At 60.7% G+C, this 18237-nt stretch carries 15 protein-coding genes; 3 read left to right on the top strand and 12 right to left on the bottom strand.

What is annotated here, in order from left to right; genetic code table 11:
- Positions 1-2: 2 nt before the first annotated feature.
- The 12 genes from THIX_RS16115 to THIX_RS16050 form a co-directional block, all read right to left on the bottom strand.
- The gene (locus tag THIX_RS16115; RefSeq protein WP_146748582.1) at positions 3-1010 is read right to left on the bottom strand and encodes a hypothetical protein; all 1008 of its coding nucleotides are present in this window, start codon (positions 1008-1010) and stop codon (positions 3-5) included.
- A 774-nt stretch (positions 1011-1784) separates the two neighbouring features.
- On the bottom strand, positions 1785-2510 hold the full coding sequence (locus THIX_RS23130) for a hypothetical protein (RefSeq protein WP_146748523.1): 726 nt from the start codon (positions 2508-2510) through the stop codon (positions 1785-1787).
- Positions 2511-2979: 469 nt separating this feature from the next.
- Positions 2980-3192 (bottom strand): ATP-dependent Clp protease adaptor ClpS, encoded by a 213-nt coding sequence (locus THIX_RS16095; protein ID WP_112486320.1) that lies wholly within the window; start codon positions 3190-3192, stop codon positions 2980-2982.
- 160 nt (positions 3193-3352) lie between these two features.
- Positions 3353-4549, bottom strand: a complete 1197-nt coding sequence (locus THIX_RS23525) for a DUF4352 domain-containing protein (protein WP_158540865.1) — start codon at positions 4547-4549, stop codon at positions 3353-3355.
- Positions 4550-4854: 305 nt separating this feature from the next.
- A complete protein-coding gene (locus THIX_RS16085; protein ID WP_112486319.1) occupies positions 4855-5865 on the bottom strand; it encodes a YafY family protein in 1011 nt (336 codons plus the stop codon).
- Between the two features lie 86 nt (positions 5866-5951).
- Positions 5952-8042 carry an SNF2-related protein gene (locus THIX_RS16080; RefSeq protein ID WP_112486318.1) on the bottom strand — a complete coding sequence of 697 codons (2091 nt, stop codon included), beginning with the start codon at positions 8040-8042 and terminating at the stop codon, positions 5952-5954.
- The gene (locus THIX_RS16075) at positions 8012-9862 is read right to left on the bottom strand and encodes a hypothetical protein (protein ID WP_158540864.1); all 1851 of its coding nucleotides are present in this window, start codon (positions 9860-9862) and stop codon (positions 8012-8014) included. The genes THIX_RS16080 and THIX_RS16075 overlap by 31 nt, the downstream gene beginning before the upstream one ends.
- A 108-nt stretch (positions 9863-9970) precedes the next feature.
- Positions 9971-11170 carry a hypothetical protein gene (locus tag THIX_RS23125; protein ID WP_146748522.1) on the bottom strand — a complete coding sequence of 400 codons (1200 nt, stop codon included), beginning with the start codon at positions 11168-11170 and terminating at the stop codon, positions 9971-9973.
- A gap of 64 nt (positions 11171-11234) precedes the next feature.
- A complete protein-coding gene (locus THIX_RS16065; RefSeq protein WP_112486315.1) occupies positions 11235-11474 on the bottom strand; it encodes a hypothetical protein in 240 nt (79 codons plus the stop codon).
- Positions 11471-12916: a DUF2779 domain-containing protein gene (locus THIX_RS16060; RefSeq protein WP_112486314.1), complete on the bottom strand. Its 1446-nt coding sequence runs from the start codon at positions 12914-12916 to the stop codon at positions 11471-11473. Before THIX_RS16060 ends, THIX_RS16065 begins: the two co-directional genes overlap by 4 nt.
- A gap of 17 nt (positions 12917-12933) precedes the next feature.
- Entirely contained in the window at positions 12934-14433 is a 1500-nt protein-coding gene (locus THIX_RS16055; protein ID WP_233224523.1) for an ATP-binding protein, read from the bottom strand.
- A gap of 17 nt (positions 14434-14450) precedes the next feature.
- Positions 14451-16574, bottom strand: a complete 2124-nt coding sequence (locus THIX_RS16050) for an ATP-binding protein (protein ID WP_233224522.1) — start codon at positions 16572-16574, stop codon at positions 14451-14453.
- Between the two features lie 335 nt (positions 16575-16909).
- Between THIX_RS16050 and THIX_RS16045 the strand changes: the two genes are divergently transcribed.
- The 3 genes from THIX_RS16045 to THIX_RS16035 are packed head-to-tail and all read left to right on the top strand — an operon-like array spanning position 16910 to position 18227.
- Positions 16910-17161, top strand: coding sequence for a hypothetical protein (locus THIX_RS16045; RefSeq protein WP_112486310.1), 252 nt, complete (start codon positions 16910-16912; stop codon positions 17159-17161).
- Positions 17162-17169: 8 nt separating this feature from the next.
- Positions 17170-17607: a hypothetical protein gene (locus THIX_RS16040; protein WP_112486309.1), complete on the top strand. Its 438-nt coding sequence runs from the start codon at positions 17170-17172 to the stop codon at positions 17605-17607.
- Positions 17583-18227, top strand: a complete 645-nt coding sequence (locus tag THIX_RS16035) for a type IV secretion system protein (RefSeq protein ID WP_112486308.1) — start codon at positions 17583-17585, stop codon at positions 18225-18227. Before THIX_RS16040 ends, THIX_RS16035 begins: the two co-directional genes overlap by 25 nt.
- Positions 18228-18237: the final 10 nt, after the last annotated feature.

The following is an 18237-nucleotide window of genomic DNA, read 5'->3' as shown; positions in this document are numbered from 1 at the left end:
CATCACGAGGATCTGAGCGGGAATCTGGGGTGCATGCCGGTCAGGATGCCGTTGACGTTCTCCTTCGGGAACGGCACGCTCTTGCCGCCGTGCGGGTAGACCGCGCGTAGCTCGTCAGGGTATTGGGGGTGTTGCTCCAGCCCCATCCCCTTTCTTTGACAGATTTTCCACAGAGCGGGGTCAAGGCCCTCGACAAACAAGTCGTCCACCATGACCCCGCCGCCCGGGGCTACCGGCCTGTCATCGATCGGACGGCCCGCCGGGGTGAATGCGCGGATGCGGTAGGGGTCACCCGTTTTCGGGTCGACGGGCGCGGTCAAGTCCCACAGCTTTTCCAGCCAGGCCAGTTCATCGGCGGTGAGTTCGGCGGGCGACACCTGGGACGCATTGCGCCCACCGAAGCGATCACGGGCGAAGAACGCAAGGGAGACCTTCTCGCGCTCGGTGTGCGTCAGGTCGCCGCGCGGAATGTCCGGCAAGGGCTCGGTGTCGGCAACAGCCGCTTTCTTTGCCCCTGCCGTTGGGTTGGCTTGTGGTGGCGCGACGGGTGTGGACACGGGCGCGGGATGCGTGGCGGGCGGCGACACGACCGCAGATGTGGACCCAGACACTTTCGGCTTCGCCGCGCTCAAGTCCTCGCCCAGCGCCGTCTTCTTCGGGCGGTGGCCGCGAGGAAGTTTGAACTCGACGCCTGATTCCGTCAGGCAGAGACGGATGGCATGGACCGCGATGTGCTTGCTGATGCTCAGGCGGTTCATGACCGATTTGAGGATCAGTGTCGGAGCAACCCCCGCTACGAGTAGATCGGCAATCTCGCTTGCGAGGGGTTCCAGATCCTGTGCGGCAGCCATCATCCCGTCGTTGGCGCGCAATTGCGCAAAATCCAACCGCAGAAGATAGGCCGCACGCGACTGGCGCTTGGGTTTTTCTTCAGCTTGCTGTGCATTCAGCGATTGGGCCGAGCCCTTCCTTTCGCCCCTTTGGGGTTGATTTTCAGATTCCTCGCCCATGATCATGCTCCGAAGCCACACTGAGTGCTTATGGCGTGTGGTCGCAAACCATTCAGCGAACCTGTTTGCGCACCCTTTTACGAACCCGTTGCCACACCATTTCACAAACCTGTTTGCGAACCCCTTCACGCACCCTTTTGCGAACCTGTTTGCGAACCCCTTTTTTCAATTCCGCCATGCCGAACGCTCCAGAAAGAAGTGCAGGGTAGGGGGCCGTGGTCACAATCCTCGAAACCGCCCGCGCTTCGCTTGCCGGTTTCTGCGTTTGTGCCCCCGTCCCCACCTGCTCAGGCTCCGCCCGAGACCCGAAAAGCATCGTTCTCGGCTGCGCCTTGAACGCCAAAAACACCAGCACCCTCGCGGGGTGCCGGTACAAATCAAAGGCGGGGACAAGGGATAACGGGTTCCCGGATCTACAACTCGGAGCAGGTGCTTGGCGGCGTCAATAAGCAGCACCCAGTAGCCTCAAGCATCCCGCACTGAGAACATCNTCAACCAGCATGGAGCCGAATTGGTCGCAGGTCTCATAGCCGCCTTCGCCACAGAAGTCGGGGTTGGTCTTGTCGGCATCCGCCACCATGAGTTGGCACTTGGGCAAGCCAAGCTCCTCGCCCCGCAGGTAGGTTTCCGCGAGCAGGCGCGACACCATGGTCTTGCCGACCCCGCCCTTGTCGCCATCGACGACGAATGTTTTGAGTGACATCGTGGTTCTCCATCAGGTTCATGACCGGAACGACCAGCCCTGAGTGGATATGCACTGGGGCCGCAAACCGGTCACAAGCCCTCGGCCCGACGCAGGCCGCGCCGCTGTTCCTCGGGCGAAGGAAAATTGCCGCGCACGATGCCCGCCGGGATGAGGTTGAGTTTTCCTGTGACGGGGTCGATGGTTGTCTTCGGCGGGTGGTACTGATCCGTCTGCGGATGATGAAACCAGTCTGGCGGAATGGGCTTGCCGCTTGTCTTGTCAACATGTCCAGGCCCAACCGGACCGACCGAGCCAGGCGGTGGCGCAACACCGGGCATCGGCGTCCATGGTGCAGCCCCATCGTTCTTTGCCCCTGCCATTGAGGTTGATTGTGGTGGCGCGGCGGGTGTGGACATGGGCGCGGGATGCGAGGCGGGCGGCGGTGCGACCGCAGGTGTGGTCACAGACACGACCGGCCTCGCCGCGCTCAGATCCTCGCCAAGCGCGGTCTTTTTCGGGCGATGGCCGCGAGGAAGTTTGAACTCGACGCCGATGCCGGCAAGAGTTTGTCGAAGCCCCTCAATGGCTGCGCGTCGGTCTACACCGCAGCGCCGAACCACCGATTCGACAATCAATTCCATCGGTACGCCGGCGTGGATCGTCGCGGCGATGTCATCGCGCAATCCAATGGTTTCGGCATGCACCCGAGCAATCGGGCCACCATCACGGAATCGTTTGAGGTCGCCAAGGATGAGAGCCTGGCGTGCGCTCATTCTTTCACCCTTTTGGGGTTGATTTTCAGGCTCGTCGGCCATGGCATCGCACTCTGTATTCATGATGAGTGCTTATCGAGGGGGGCCGCAAACCGCCGTCAAGGCTTCGTCGAGGCCACGTCGAGGTCGCGTCATGCCTCAGTCAGTGCCACGGGATGGCCTCGTCGAGGCTTCGTCAGCCCCTTGTCACTGCTCCGTCACTGCCTCGTTTTCAATCCCGCCATGCCGAACACTCAAGAAAGAAGTGCAGGGTAGGGGGCCGTGGTCACAATCCTCGAAACCGCCCGCGCTTCGCTTGCCGGTTTCTGCGTTTGTGCCCCCGTCCCCACCTGCTCAGGCTCCGCCCGAGACCCGAAAAGCATCGTTCTCGGCTGCGCCTTGAACGCCAAAAACACCAGCACCCTCGCGGGGTGCCGGTACAAATCAAAGGCGGGGACAAGGGATAACGGGTTCCCGGATCTACAACTCGGAGCAGGTGCTTGGCGGCGTCAATAAGCAGCACCCAGTAGCCTCAAGCATCCCGCACTGAGAACATCAACTGCGGACATCCCTCGGTCTCGGCCACCCGATCACACACGTTGCTCTTGGCCTCGATGACCTCCCTGCTGGCTGTGAACACGTCAGCCGTGCCCTCCCGATGCGCCTGCAGGGCAATCTGGCGGATGATCTGGATGGGAAAGTTGAATGTCCGCCCCAACACCGCCCAGACTTGCTGAAAGCTCACATCGCGGTGTTGTGGATCACCAGTGTTTTCATGGCAGGTCGTTGCACGCCAGCGACGGCCCGGCTCGTTCCAAAAATTTCCATGCTCCGCTCCTGTTGAATCAGCCCGTCAAGGCTATGGTTGCAGCGCCAAGTCTGGCGAAAACTGGCCGTCCTGCCCCCTACGGCTGAGACTGTGCTGAAACGCTGGCCGGGGCCGTTGGTGATGCCGTAGTCTGTGAAGCGGATGCAACTGGCGCAGCGGGCAATGCAGGTTCAGATGCTGTGCTCGCCGCACCCATGGGGGCCGAAGACACCGCCGGTTGGATCGAAGCACGCGCTACCGCCTGCACACTCGGTTTGACAGGGGCGCTTGCCTGCGTCGACGACAACGCTGGGAAGCGCACGATCACGTCCTGCCCATCCACACGCACCTGAATCGTCCAGGTGGCGGGGTTGAACTGTGTCGAGCTGACTTCGAACACGTCACCATCGGTCAGCGTGATGCCGGGATTCACGTCGCTGAGCGCCTTGGCGCTGGCATGGATTTGCGCGGCATAGAAGCTGGACGCCTCCAGGTCGGCGTCGTAGCGATGGCCTTGCGCATCGAGCAGATGCACACTGGGCACGGCGAACGCGGAGACCGGCGCCTGGGAGCGATTCGTGTAGCGCCAGGCGACCGCCACATACTCGGCGCCAGCGGGGGCCTTGCTGGTGAGCAGGTCGCCCACGCTGTGCACCACGGAGGCTGAAGTGATGGTGACGTGGAAGGTCTGGGTGGCGAATGTCTCCCCCACCTGAAACGCCTGGGGCGACGAAGCCGCTGCGGCAGGTGAGGACGTTGACTGTGCCGGTACTGGTGACCGCGCTGGTGCCGATGCTGGCGTCAGCGAACCATGCCCGCCGCCACCCCGCTTGCTCTCGATGCCGATGGCCATTAGGGCGACGATGGCCACGGCAACGACGGCAGCCACAGCGCCCAGCACTTTCCCCAGTTTGCCGCGTCGCCGCGTGGGGATGGCCGAGGGCGCGAGGGTGGTTCCGGCAGGCTCCGGTTTGGTGCCGAGCGTGGCGAGCACACCGCCCACCAGCGCCAACACCATGCAGATGGCCACCATGGTGCCGCCGAGGATGGCACCGCCCAGCGCGCTCAGCGTCAACAGCACGCCGACCGTGCGGGACCGTGCTCCCAGGCTCACCGCCCCGAAGATGATGCTCAGGAACGAGAACGCCAACCCGCCCCAGCCCAGACCGATGATGGTACCCGCCCCGCTCGCCTGGAACGCACCGCCCACCCCGCCAATGAACAAGGTGACCAGCGCGGCGAACACGCCAAACACGCCACCGATGATGCCCAGAATTCCCCCTGCTTTCTTCATCCCCAACTCCTGTGGTTGCGACAACGAACCGCGGGGTGCGTGCTGGATTCACCGGCCATCGATCAATGCGTCGCCCGGCCTTTCGCAACGCCACATCAGGCGCGAAAGTGGTCAGACAAGCTTCGATACAGACCGGCGGTGCAAACAGCCCTCCGCGATGGATGACTGCATTCTGCGCAGGGTGTGCGACAACATACGTCGCGCAAAGGGAGGGGGTTGCGCTGCGTCACAACGCCGCACAACAAGGGGAAACACAGGGGCAATGAACGAGACGCCGAAACCGGACAACGGCCCGGCGGGCGCACTCAAACCCCGTACAACGCCGCCGCCTCGGCGATGCGCAACGTCAGATCGGCGCGCAGTGCAGCGGGGCTGAGCACCACGGCCTGATTGGCATGGCTCAGCAGCCACCAGCGCAGTTGCCAGGTGTCCTGCACGGTGGCGTTCAGGGCACAAAAGCCGTTCCAAACTTGACCCAGGCTTTGGTCTTCCGACAACGGCGTTTCGCGCAGGATTTGCGCCAGGGCCACATCGACACGTGCTTTGAGGCGAATGGTTTGGCCAGCACCGAACTGCAAGGCGCCGGAGGCGATGTAAGCGTCCAGATCAAACCCGGCAGGCGCTTGCGCGATCTTCTCCAGCACCTCGGCGCTGCGCATGCGGTGCACGGCGTAGGTGCGGATATCGGGGTAGTCGAATGCCGTGGCCACCAGATAGCTCACCGGCCCGCGCTGCACCAGGGCCAGCGGATGCAGGGTGTAGAGGGTGGCATCGGTTTCGCCCGCGCGCTGGTAATGCACCTGCACTTGCCTGTCTCCCAGCAAGGCCTCCTGCACGGCGTCGAGCACGCCGGGCATGACTTGCGGCGGCAGCAAGGGCAGACTGGCAGGAACCGTCCGCACCTTGCGCGCCCAGCGCGCCTGCGCATTGCTCGGCGCCAGTTCCGCCAGTTTGTCGCGCGCTTGTTGCAAGCGTGGCTCCAAGGCACGAAGCAAGGCGGAAGGCAGCAGCGGGCGCAACTGGTCTTCCACCAGGCGCAGCGACAAGGCGTCCCCCAGACTGACGCCGGGCAGGTTGAGCGACGCCCCTTCCATCCAATGCCAGCCATAGGGCATGCGTTCGTCGTTGCAGGTGAAGCCGAACAAGCGCGAAAGCTCGTTCAGATCACGCTCCACCGTGCGCTTGGTCACGTCGTAGCCCAGATCGCCGAGTTTGCCCGTCAACTCGGCGGCGGTGATCCCCGGCGGGCGCGGCGGCAGCAGCTTGAGCATCTCCCATTGGCGGGCCAGAGTGTGATTGGCTTCAGCGCGCGGCATGGTGCTGTCCGCGTGCTGCCAGATTCATGTAGTGCACAACGTCAGGACTAGAGGGATGGAAAAATGTCATCTGAATAAGTCGGAGGTTACTTGCCTGCTACACAGAGCTTTTTATTGTTCGAACAGAGTCTGCTGTCCGCCTCTTTCAAAACGGAATCCGCAAAGCTTTGTTTGGCACTGCTCGTGTCGCTGTCGAGAGTCGGCACGCCGCCAAGCAGTATTCCAAAAGCATCAATGCGTCTACGCATGATTTCCGTAGCTTTTTCATCCCGGGTACCTTTGAACATGGGATAGGCGTAACGTATCGGCTGTTGAGTCACCGCAGCCCACGAACCGACGCGGCGGATGCGTCCGTTGCGCTGGATAGTGCGCACCGGGCTGGGGTCAAGTTCATAGTGAATCAAGTGGCGACAGCAACGATGCAAGTCGACGCCCTCGCTCAAGCGATCAGTTGCGACGAGAACATCTGGGCCGAACGGGCTGTTGAAGAGCGCGAGCACGATATCGGGCTGGCCGGTGTAAAGCGTTTCCAGCGATTCGCCCTGGTCGTCTTGATCCCATGCGCCCATTGCCCGAAAGCCTTCATCCAGCCTTCCGGGGAACCGCGAGCCAAAGCAGGCTTTTCCGATGGAGTTCAACACTGCTCGGGTGGACTTCGACTGCTTGTCAAGAAGCGTGTCACTCAATCTCCTCGCAGCATCGCGGATCGTTGGCACGTCTTTGGCGGAGTGACGTGGCCTCGTATTTTCGAATTGTTTGGCAAGTTCTTCCGCGGTGCGCGCCGGTTCGCCAATCCAGGTAGTCAATTGGGCACGCAAGCCAGGCGAGCAGAACCAGTCGATCAACGGGTTTATGAGTGAATCCTCATTTGGCAGCAGCGTCAGCTTCCATGCTTCCCTCCACACTTCCTCGGATGGGCTGTCACAGGGAACGACAGTTCTCAGACCGATTTCGAGCGCGCCAAGCAATTCGCTAGCGGTTGCGCGATGGTGGCAGAACACCAGCACTTTTTCGCCTCCATCAATCACCGGTCGGATCGCTTCGCATACAGCAGCAATCTTCGGATGGGGATGTGTCTGTTTTTTCAGCGATTCCTGCGCTGATCTGATGTGCTCGTGCAATGCATCATCAGCACGGGCCGATACCCGCTTGGCGGCGCACGCCAGTTCAATTTCAATGTGCTGCCAACCGACGTGAAAACGCGGGTCGTTGCGACGTTCGCCTTTACGCTCTGGCGCCAGTTGAAGAATACGGTCCACCCGCAAAAGAAGCTGAACGTCCTCGTCTGAAGCTGGTGGTGTTTGAATCTCCCATGATTCCCCGATCTCACCATAATGTTTCTTCTCGCTAGGCAGATCTTCCACGCTATGGCGAATGATGTAGGTTTTTATTTCTTCGATCGCCTTTTCCGCTGCTTGGACAAGGCGGGCGGCTTCGCCTTTTGCGTCGTGGCCATCGCCCAAGGTGTAGAGACGTTCCAGATCGTCCGCATACCGTGTCACGGCATCAAAATTCGTCGCGCCGACGAACTTCAGCAAGCTGACAAGTTCTTTGATGCGGATGCTGAATGGCGTGGCTGTGAGAATCAGCTTGCGCTTGGCACTGCCGCCAAGTTTGTTCAGGGCATCGCTAAAAGCGCTTTCTTCGCCTTTCGCGCGGTGTGCCTCATCGATGATCATCAGATCACATCCCGTTTTCTGTTCGCGATTCGTGTGGCTTTTCACCAGGTCAAAGTGCGTCGTGACTTGAATCCTGCCATCATGCAACCTCTTGACACTGCCCTGCTTGCCCTGCTTGATCCGGTCCGCGCTCGCGCCTTTGATGTCTTTGAGCTTCTCTGCCCAGTCTTCGAGCTCCTTTGCCCAGCGTCGCCGAAGCACATCGTTGGGGGCGTAGATGCGCACGCGTTTGCCCTGGCAGGCGACCGCCCAAGCGACAAGCGCACCAACGGTTGTTTTGCCTAGGCCGACATCATCGGCCAAGAGCACGCCCCGCCCATCCTGCATGCATGTGAGGATATGTTTGGCTGTTTTGAATTGGCGCTTTAATGGCTCAAGCTTGAGCTTGAGCGAGCTGTCGCTGTTGATATAAGCATCGGGTTTGTCGAGAAAGCGCCATTTCCGCCCGTCGAGTTTGAGGTCATCCATCAGGTTTTTTCTTTGAGGTTGAGACGCCATTCCAATTCCTCTGCAACGAGCCTATCGGCTGCTTCAATGCTGCGTGCGAAGTAGGCCTGCAGTGCCCGGCCGTCCGCATACACAGACTCGTACGATATAGGGTCGTTTTCCGCGTCAGTCAGGACATTTTGCCACGCATCGACAATTCCGAATCCCTTGCGTGCCACTGTCAACGCCATTACCGAGTAGTCAGCAGGCTGCGCTGCAGAACCATGGGACTTTGGGTTGCCAGGTCTGATTGCCAAGCTTTCCTCGGCGTCTAACCCGCCATAACGCTGCAGCAGAAACGAATCGCGCAGCTTCTGTTCAGCGTCGGGATCGAGGTCGGTTTCGGGTAGTGGGGTCTTCTTGAACTCTTCCGATGGCCGAAGATCAAGGACATTGACCTCAAGGATCGAATTCTCTTGCGTGAACCGTGCGTAGTGCGGCGTATTTTCTGCGTCATTCCACGGAAATGAACCAACGCCATCCATGATCGCTACTGGTTTCTCGACCGGGGCCTTGCTGAAAAATAGAGAGGCTGTGATTTTTGTATCCGGGCTGGAACTGCGGACGTGCAGAGTAACCACCTCGTCTTTCCAAATCGCTTCTGCCCACTCCAATGTTGACGTGCTTTCATCCTCATCGGATTTGTCAACATAACAAGGCGGATCGGACGTATCGAAGGCTTTGTCGATCGATTTGATTGCAGACCAATCGGTCTGGACAACCACGCCAAGCTCGAAGTTGCGTGGGGCCGTCTTTCCACATCCCCATGCAGCAGCGCTCCAATTGGCTGAGGTTACCAGCAGATAAAAGTTGCGTTGCCTGGGTTTGCGCAGCAGGTACAGCTTCGCATGACTCCATCGCTCATCTTCCTTGCGGTGTTGTTCGCTGAGCCAAGGCTCAGCCGGAATGCGCTGGATTTTCACGCGATTGGCCAGGAGTTTTTTACACGCTGACTCTGTCAGGGACCACCCCGGCCTTGCCGCCCATGGATGGCTTTGGGCGATCCACTTCAAATGCAGCTTGTCGGGGCTAACGCCTGCATCGTCACTCCAAGCCTTGATGGTTTTATCGTTCCATTCGCCAATCGTCGGCGTGAGGATGTGCATCTCGCTCGGGGTGAACTGCTTGAGCTGTTTGGCCGCACTTTTGCCGCCAGGGGTACTGACAATGAACGTTACGTCATCGGGGCATTTCGCACGATCGAGTGCGCCGATGAGTCGCTTAAGACGCTCGTTGGCCGTATCGCCAGCCGATTCTGCGAGCGCACTGAGGAATGGCACGAGCTCGCCCCAGGTGGCTGTTTGCTCTGTGGTGTTCAGAGGTACCGTCACCTGCCAGCCGGCTTGCACCTGATGTTTGAATGCAGACTCGGTGAGATTGGTCGAGGAGATGTGCAGTTCAAGTTGATCAACGGCCCCCTTGAACTGCCAGTGAAATGCCCACAATTTGGCATGCTGGACGGCACGTTCTTCGGCACCGACCGTGAAGTGGCTAACGTAACGCCACAGCCACGGGTATTGCGAAGTCTCACGCTCCCCGCGTGGGGGCGACGTGAGTATGGTGATTCGGTTGCGGAACGACTCAAGTGTTGTTCCCAGTTCGCCAAAAAACAGTTTGCGTTCCTTAACCTCCAGCGACAGCGAGTTGTTCATGCCTAATAATGAAGGCAGCAGATGTTCCACCAGCAAACCCTCATCGGGCAGGTCGAAGGCGGTCATCCACGCCTCTTTGAGCCGCCCTCCTTTCGGCGCAGCCGGAAGAACTTCTTTCCAGTCTGGATCATTCATCGTCTGCTTCCTCATCGCCGGAATCTTTTGGGACGATTGCGTCATATGCATTTCTCATGTCACCGACACCACACTGTGCTGCCAGACGCACTAGGGGAAGCAGTCGAAAGCGGTAGGCAGACGCTGAAATACCGTTGTCGGCAACGAGCGGCTTTAGCTTGTCATCCTGAATGCGGAACCAGCGCCGCCCCCCCCATATTCTTCGTGGTGTAGAGACAGGGCACGAATTTGATCGGTGGGCGTCTTGGCTTTTGATAAAGATTCGGCAAGCGCTGTCACTACGTCGTGTCCTTTCGGGAAGCCGCTTTGTTGATTCGACTTCAGCCACGCACACCATTCACGGCCTGCCTTAAGAAGTGGTTCCAGCCCGTTAGATTTCATAGACCCGGCGATGGAATCGATGGTCGGCGTCTGGCTGTCTTTGTTTTGGTTGATCTGAATCCACATCGCGCGCATTGCATCCATTGCCGCGTCAGCGAAGCGCGTGAATGCTGGGAGAGAAGAGAGAGTGTCTGGAAAATTTTTAGCGAGCACATCGCAAATCTCGGCGTGTGTCTTTGCGTTTTCCGCACGGGCAACAATTTCCGCCATCTTCAAACGCGTTGAGTCCTTGTCGAATATCGCAGCGCGGAGGATCTTGCGTTCCTCATTTGGCAATAGTTCAAGGATGGCTTCGTTGGGCGTCGGAAGAAATTGCCTGGATGATTTGCAATTCCAATCTTTCCAGCCATTTTCGACCCAGTAACGAGCTTCATTACCAGACCAACTCCCCCATCTAGTGCTTTTAAACTGTTCTTGTTCAAGCTGCGCGCTCTTGGGAAGATTCTGGTTGACAAGTTTTGCGAGCTTTTGCCCCTCGTCCCCAAGTGTCCATCCGTCGCCCGTCGTCAGCCCCGGCATGCTGCGCAACGCAACGCGGTAGACCCCGTATGTGCCGATTTGCCGATAGCGCCGAAATTGATCGGCCGACATTGTGAAGTTTGCTGGGCGTTTGCGCTCTTTTAGATTGAGCCAGCGCTGCACACCTCTTTTGCCGCGTAGCTGACCAGTAGTTTGTCCTGACTCAAGCGTGCGAGCGACCCACAACAGTTCAAGCGGGCGCAGCCATGCGTAGCGCGCCTTCTGGCCGTCGCGCGTTGAGAGATCGCCCCCTCCGGCCTTGCGCCAGGCAACCCCCGACCATTGCAAACACCACGAAAGGATCGCTATCCAGCGTGCATCCGAGGTGCCATTGCTCAGGCCAGGAGCGATCAGGTCTGCGAAATGGTCTGCGATTAACCGAAACCCGAGTGCATCGCCACGCCGGATCGGGACTGGATCCCAAGGGGCAGTGAAATACCAGTTTTCATTCATTGATTTTTTGATCCGAAAAGGGCATTGAGAGTCGTCCGGTCGATGTATCAATCCGAGGAGTGCGTCACGAGAGTTTGGCGCGTTCTGCTTCAAAGGCGGTTAGGCGTCCCATGATGAAGGCATAAGCATCGGGCAGGTTCTGGGTGAAATACAGCGAATCCGTCCCCGAAAACACATGAAAGCCGGACGACACCTCTTCATAGAAAGTGTCTCCCTTAATGCCCTTGCATGCGGAGTACGAAATGATGTTGTAGATGACGAATCCGGCGGTACCGCCGATGGGTTTGAGAGTAAAGTGAATCATCGTAAAAACTCCACCACCCGCACCATCGCCAGCGTATCCCGCTCGCAATAGGCTAAAAGCGACTTGCGCTTGGATTCTCTCTGATCAGCGTCGATTTTCTGCGACAAGATGTGTCGAAACGCCTCCTGCGCCATCATGCCGCCAGCCACCTCCAGATCGTCATACGCCAGATCCGGAGCAATGGTCGGCAGCACATCCTTGATTGACCAGGAGCCCCTCATGTCGGGGTGGTAGTAGTGCTCGCGGACGAGAGGCCACAAATCGACCATGCGGCCAATGAGTTTTTGAATCTTGGTGGCGAGTTGGGGATACATCTCGGCCAGTTCTCTTAACCGGCTCTTCTCGAAGGTTTGATTCCACACCAGCACGGGGCCGGTTTTGCCCACGGCGTCAAGCAGGGTGCGGATGAATTTCGGACGGGGATCATCATGACCTTCCGCCAGAAACGCTTGATGTTCCACGCTGCCATCAGCCTGCTGAATATGGCACGACCACTGGAAGGGAACCTGCTGATAGGGCCGGGTTCCGGCCCACAGCGGAATGGCGGGGTTGAGGGTTTCGAAGTCGATGTAAATGCGTGGGTACGGCAAAGCGCGCAGGGTTTCGCGAAGCGAAGCGTCGATATAAGGCTTGCCGCTGCGGGTGGCGGCCCACACGCGCACATGGCGTGGGTTGGTGAGGCGTGCTTGGGGCACGTCGCGCAAATCGGCATAGCCCTCGGCCTGAAGTTGTGCCACGAGTTTGCCGCCATGCGGAAGGATGTGGACCGGGTAGCCCTCCTGAGGCAAGATGCAATGGGCCTGGAACGGACAGGGAAAGGGATCGGTGCATTGCGCGCCGGGTTCAATCTTTGGCTCCCGTTTCATGCTCAACGTCTTGCGCGCGGCGTCGATCCACTGGGGCACCTGGGGTTGCAACGCGGCCACGGCGTCGGACTGGTGTTGTTCGATCAGCAGTCCGTCGTAGTTGTCGCCTCCGGGATAGACGAACGCGGTGTTGATGTGGGCAATGCCCTCGCCGCACAGCGGCACCCCGGCCTGACGAAACACCCAGCTCTGGATGGCGGCGTCTTCCACCTGATTGTCCTTCACACGGGCCGAGGATTTGACCTCCACCATGCGCCAGCGCCTCCCCTGGGGAATGAGCACGTCGGCCTGCACCAGCACGCCCGCGTGTTGCACCGTGGCTTCGAAGATTGGGCGGCGGGGTTTGGCGGCCAAGGCCAGCGTGGTCTGGTGCAGGGCTATGCGCAAGTCTTTGATGTCGATGAGAACGCCGTCGGGCACCAGGCTCTGGGCAATGGCGCCGACCTTGTGGCCGGTCTCCATGGCAGCCTTGGTCGCCGTGTCGTCCAAGAGGTCGCGGCGGTTGACGGTCAGCCACAGCCGTTTGGGGCATTGGCGGTTGCTGGTAATGCGGGATTTGCTCAGACCGTGCGACATGTTGTGCTCCGAAGTGTTCAAACGAAACCAATGGCTGCCTTGTGGCCCTGCTTGAGGGCGCATTCGGCACTGAGCGCCTCCACCAAACTGCGTGCGCTGACCATCGGTTGGAAGCGGTGGCAACGAATCACGGCGGCAAAGTCACCCGGCGTGAGCAGACCCAGTCGGTCAAGATGCTTGCGCAAGCCGGGCTCGGGCGACGGCAGATCAAGATGGCTGCATTGACGCCGCAGCAAGGCCCAGGCTTGCTCGGGAGTGAGGTAGTCGAAGCGGGCCTTGAGGTCGAAGCGGCGCAAGGCGGCTTCATCCAGGTCATCCATCAGGTTGGTGGTGGCGATGAATACGCCGGAGAAGGCTTCCATTTGCGTGAGCATCTCGTTCACTTGCGTGACTTCCCAGGAATGCGTAGCCCCACGCCGCTCCTGCAGGAAACTGTCCACCTCGTCGATGAGCAGCACCGCGCCATCACTCTCGGCTTGCTGGAAAGCCTGCGCGATGTTTTGTTCGCTCTCGCCCAGCCACTTGCTGAGCAGGTCGGAGGCGCGCTTGACCAGCAGGGGACGATCCAGCCGCCGGGCCAGCCAGCGAGCGTAGGCGGTCTTTCCTGTTCCTGGTGGGCCGTACAGACACAGGCGGGCACTGCCGGCCTGCTGGATGCCGGCAGCCATGGCGGCCAGATCCGTGTCGGCGTGGATGAAGGCGGGGTCGTAGGTGTCCGGCANGGCCCACACGCGCACATGGCGTGGGTTGGTGAGGCGTGCTTGGGGCACGTCGCGCAAATCGGCATAGCCCTCGGCCTGAAGTTGTGCCACGAGTTTGCCGCCATGCGGAAGGATGTGGACCGGGTAGCCCTCCTGAGGCAAGATGCAATGGGCCTGGAACGGACAGGGAAAGGGATCGGTGCATTGCGCGCCGGGTTCAATCTTTGGCTCCCGTTTCATGCTCAACGTCTTGCGCGCGGCGTCGATCCACTGGGGCACCTGGGGTTGCAACGCGGCCACGGCGTCGGACTGGTGTTGTTCGATCAGCAGTCCGTCGTAGTTGTCGCCTCCGGGATAGACGAACGCGGTGTTGATGTGGGCAATGCCCTCGCCGCACAGCGGCACCCCGGCCTGACGAAACACCCAGCTCTGGATGGCGGCGTCTTCCACCTGATTGTCCTTCACACGGGCCGAGGATTTGACCTCCACCATGCGCCAGCGCCTCCCCTGGGGAATGAGCACGTCGGCCTGCACCAGCACGCCCGCGTGTTGCACCGTGGCTTCGAAGATTGGGCGGCGGGGTTTGGCGGCCAAGGCCAGCGTGGTCTGGTGCAGGGCTATGCGCAAGTCTTTGATGTCGATGAGAACGCCGTCGGGCACCAGGCTCTGGGCAATGGCGCCGACCTTGTGGCCGGTCTCCATGGCAGCCTTGGTCGCCGTGTCGTCCAAGAGGTCGCGGCGGTTGACGGTCAGCCACAGCCGTTTGGGGCATTGGCGGTTGCTGGTAATGCGGGATTTGCTCAGACCGTGCGACATGTTGTGCTCCGAAGTGTTCAAACGAAACCAATGGCTGCCTTGTGGCCCTGCTTGAGGGCGCATTCGGCACTGAGCGCCTCCACCAAACTGCGTGCGCTGACCATCGGTTGGAAGCGGTGGCAACGAATCACGGCGGCAAAGTCACCCGGCGTGAGCAGACCCAGTCGGTCAAGATGCTTGCGCAAGCCGGGCTCGGGCGACGGCAGATCAAGATGGCTGCATTGACGCCGCAGCAAGGCCCAGGCTTGCTCGGGAGTGAGGTAGTCGAAGCGGGCCTTGAGGTCGAAGCGGCGCAAGGCGGCTTCATCCAGGTCATCCATCAGGTTGGTGGTGGCGATGAATACGCCGGAGAAGGCTTCCATTTGCGTGAGCATCTCGTTCACTTGCGTGACTTCCCAGGAATGCGTAGCCCCACGCCGCTCCTGCAGGAAACTGTCCACCTCGTCGATGAGCAGCACCGCGCCATCACTCTCGGCTTGCTGGAAAGCCTGCGCGATGTTTTGTTCGCTCTCGCCCAGCCACTTGCTGAGCAGGTCGGAGGCGCGCTTGACCAGCAGGGGACGATCCAGCCGCCGGGCCAGCCAGCGAGCGTAGGCGGTCTTTCCTGTTCCTGGTGGGCCGTACAGACACAGGCGGGCACTGCCGGCCTGCTGGATGCCGGCAGCCATGGCGGCCAGATCCGTGTCGGCGTGGATGAAGGCGGGGTCGTAGGTGTCCGGCAGGCGGTTGGGGTCGCTCGCCTTCACCCGTGCATGGCCTTGCGCCTGCAGCGTGTTGTTCACCAGTTGCAGCAGCGCTGTGTTGCTTTGGCCGGTCGGGATGCGGGACTGGATTGTTTGCAGCACGGACGCAGCGCGGGTGAGCACGGCGGGCGCCAGGTCGTTGCTGGATGCCAGTGCGCGCAGGGTGGGCGCATCGGCCAGCTCCCCGACGCATTCGGTAGCGATGGTCTCGCGCACGCGCTGCGGCGGCACAGGCAGTTCCAGCACGAAGTCGAAGCGGCGGATGTAGGCGGCGTCCAGGCTGCGGATGGAATTGGTCAGCCAGAAGGTGGGCACGGGGTTGGCTTCCAGACTCTTGTTGATCCAGCCCTTGCGCTCGCGGCCGCCGCCAGATCGGCGGAACAGGCCGTTGAACATGGACGGGGCCTCCTCGGTGTTGAACACATCCTCGATTTCATCGAACAGGATCATCACCCTGCGGCGTTCCAGGAAGCGCTGCGCTGCGCGATAGGCACGCAAGCGGGCTTCGCCGCCAATCGGGTCACCCTCGTCATCCTCGGTGGACACTTCAAAGAGATCACAGCCCAGTTCGTGCGCCAGGGTGCGGCTGAGTTCGGTCTTGCCGGTGCCGGGCGGGCCGTAGAGCAGGATGTTGACCCCGGGCTTGTGCTGCGCCTGGGTTTCCTGCAAATACCCCTGGAGCATCTGCAGGTTCAAGCCCAGATGCGGATAGTCGCTGAGCTGCAGCTTTGACGGCGGGCTGGGCGTGACGACACCTCGTAGCAGCGACAGCGGCTCGGTGTCTGGGGCGAGGATGGCATCGGCGAAGTTGTCGGACAACAGATCGAGCTTGCCTTTCAAGGTGCAGTGACCATTGCGCGCCAAGGTCAGCAACCCGCAGCGCGCCAACTGGCTGCTGGAAGACAGGGCTTGTTTCACCTCAGACTCGGGCAGACCCAGGAGTTTTTCCAGGACACCCAGGGTTCGGGATGTCGATAATTGCCCCAGACTGTCCGCAGTATCGTCCAGGTCGCGCACGGCATGCAAAAGGCTGGCGAACTCCAGAATGCGGCACTCGGTTGGGGAAAGGTTCACCAACGCGGCCAGCCGCCCGATGTTGGCGACGAGGGCTTCGGATGGCGTGAGCTTGTGGGCGGTGCGCTCGGCACGCTCCCACATCTGTTTGACCAAGGTACTGGCCTGACGGGCTTGGGCATTGAGGCTGCCGCCATCGTCAATCGCAGAGGATGAGATGCCTAGCTGGGTCAACAGGTCGGGAACACCGATCGACTCCCGGATCAGAACACGTAACCCACCCATGGGGACCAGCATGCGCAGCATCCATAAGTGGACGATGGGCTCCTGGGGGCTGTTGTCACGCCCGATCAGGGACTCGAGTTCATGGCGGCTGCGTCGCATGCTGTTCTCCGGTGGTGTGAGAACATTGTGCGAGGCTGGTGCGACAGGATATGTCGCGAGTCGATGTCGTCAGTTAGGTCCTTGTTCCGCGCATGCACCATGCGGATACATGCCGGGTCAAGGCTGATCAGGTGTACGGGGGGTATGCGAGCCACGAGCCTCGGATCGAGTGTCTCGCACGCGCGCCCGGCCTTGGTCTTGCCTCGCGTGGTGACCGGTACTTCCCCGTACAGTTGCATCGTCCGTCCAGACATCGGTCAAGGCACTGACTGAGACATACCGGTCGCCAGCACCTCGATGGCTTCCGCGCGGCGCTGCCCCGGAACTCCGAACCCATGGCGACGCTGAACTCGACCGGCCTGGGCGCGCTGATTCATGAACCTGCCGTGACCACCAACCGCCTGCTGGAGCGCCTAGGGCTGCAACAGCGCAATGCCCGTGGCGACTGGGAACTCACCGAAGCTGGCATGCGGCACGGCGAGGCCTACCCCTACACCAACGGCCGCCATTCTGGCTACCAGATCCTGTGGAAGCCGTCCGTCGCCGTCATCCTGCGCGACCCACAGTTCAACCTTTACATCCAGTGAGCGCGGCCATGACACCACTTGAATCCAGCCTGGTCGATGCCGGCAAACAACTCAAGATCGCACAGTCCAGCGCCATCGTGGACCGCGCCATGCGTGCGGATGGCGCCGTTGGCCCCGATAAGCGCGCCCGGTATCTCGAAAAACTGGGGCGGATGCGCAGGCGTGGATTTTTCTCGATCGAGGAAACCAACTTCGGCGGTGACTCCGGCGGCCACCTGCTGCAGTTCATTGGCGCGCCCGTCGCCGCAGCACCCGCCGCCAACCCGCCCCGTGACCGCAGCGGCCTGGGTTGGGTTGGCACATCGGCATCGACCTTCAAAACGCCTGGAGCCGCCGCATCCGTCGCTGAACCCATGTGTTCACGCTTTGCGCCCCCTTGCCATAAGCCCTCAGCAACTCTCAATCCCCCAGGAGCACCACCATGGCCCAAGCCAACCCTTACCTGAATGCCCGCCGCGAGTGGGATGAACGCTACGGCGATCAAATCTCCCGGGCGCGAAGCTGGCGCATCGCCGCCATCGCCGCGCTGTCCGTGGCCGCTGTGGCCGTCGTGGGTGTTGCCTACATCGGTGCCCAAAGCAAGATCAAGCCCTTCGTCGTCGCCATCGACAGGATGGGCAGCCCCATCGCGGTGGCGACCCCCAGCGACGGCTCCGGTGTCACCCAACGCATCATCGAGGCGCAGCTCGCCAACTGGATCGTCAACACCCGCATGGTGCTGCCCGACCAGAGCGCGCAGCAGACCCTGCTGAATCGCAGCTACGCCATGTTGTCCAGCAATGCTGCCAACACCCTGAACGACTGGTTCAAGGCTCACAGTCCGTTCGGCGCCGCCGACACCGTCAACCCCCAGGTCAACAGCGTGCTGCCGACCGGGGCCAACACCTATCAGGTGAACTGGACCGAGACCAAGGCCACTCCTGGACAGAACAGCACGACCACCCACTGGAAAGCGCAGATCACCGTCGGCGTGGACGCCAGGCTGGCTGACAAGCCGCAAGTGATGCTCGACAACCCGCTGGGCATCTTCATTCAGTCGCTCAACTGGACGCAGAGCGTGTCCTGATTCCACAAAC

This window comes from Thiomonas sp. X19, from assembly GCF_900089495.1.
Taxonomy (GTDB): domain Bacteria; phylum Pseudomonadota; class Gammaproteobacteria; order Burkholderiales; family Burkholderiaceae_C; genus Thiomonas_A.
Note: the sequence above shows the minus strand (reverse complement) of the source record. Positions and strands in the feature narration are given on the sequence as shown.

Bases quoted from the DNA above. Each gene is read 5' to 3' on its own strand.
- THIX_RS16035 (WP_112486308.1), top strand. From the start codon at position 17,583: ATGGCCCAAGCCAACCCTTACCTGAATGCCCGCCGCGAGTGGGATGAA.
- THIX_RS16060 (WP_112486314.1), bottom strand. From the start codon at position 12,916: ATGTCGCACGGTCTGAGCAAATCCCGCATTACCAGCAACCGCCAATGC.
- THIX_RS16115 (WP_146748582.1), bottom strand. From the start codon at position 1,010: ATGGGCGAGGAATCTGAAAATCAACCCCAAAGGGGCGAAAGGAAGGGC.
- THIX_RS23525 (WP_158540865.1), bottom strand. From the start codon at position 4,549: ATGAAGAAAGCAGGGGGAATTCTGGGCATCATCGGTGGCGTGTTTGGC.
- THIX_RS16040 (WP_112486309.1), top strand. From the start codon at position 17,170: ATGACACCACTTGAATCCAGCCTGGTCGATGCCGGCAAACAACTCAAG.
- THIX_RS16065 (WP_112486315.1), bottom strand. From the start codon at position 11,474: ATGATTCACTTTACTCTCAAACCCATCGGCGGTACCGCCGGATTCGTC.
- THIX_RS16085 (WP_112486319.1), bottom strand. From the start codon at position 5,865: ATGCCGCGCGCTGAAGCCAATCACACTCTGGCCCGCCAATGGGAGATG.
- THIX_RS16050 (WP_233224522.1), bottom strand. From the start codon at position 16,574: ATGCGACGCAGCCGCCATGAACTCGAGTCCCTGATCGGGCGTGACAAC.
- THIX_RS16045 (WP_112486310.1), top strand. From the start codon at position 16,910: ATGGCGACGCTGAACTCGACCGGCCTGGGCGCGCTGATTCATGAACCT.
- THIX_RS16080 (WP_112486318.1), bottom strand. From the start codon at position 8,042: ATGGCGTCTCAACCTCAAAGAAAAAACCTGATGGATGACCTCAAACTC.
- THIX_RS23125 (WP_146748522.1), bottom strand. From the start codon at position 11,170: ATGAATGAAAACTGGTATTTCACTGCCCCTTGGGATCCAGTCCCGATC.
- THIX_RS23130 (WP_146748523.1), bottom strand. From the start codon at position 2,510: ATGGCCGACGAGCCTGAAAATCAACCCCAAAAGGGTGAAAGAATGAGC.
- THIX_RS16075 (WP_158540864.1), bottom strand. From the start codon at position 9,862: ATGACGCAATCGTCCCAAAAGATTCCGGCGATGAGGAAGCAGACGATG.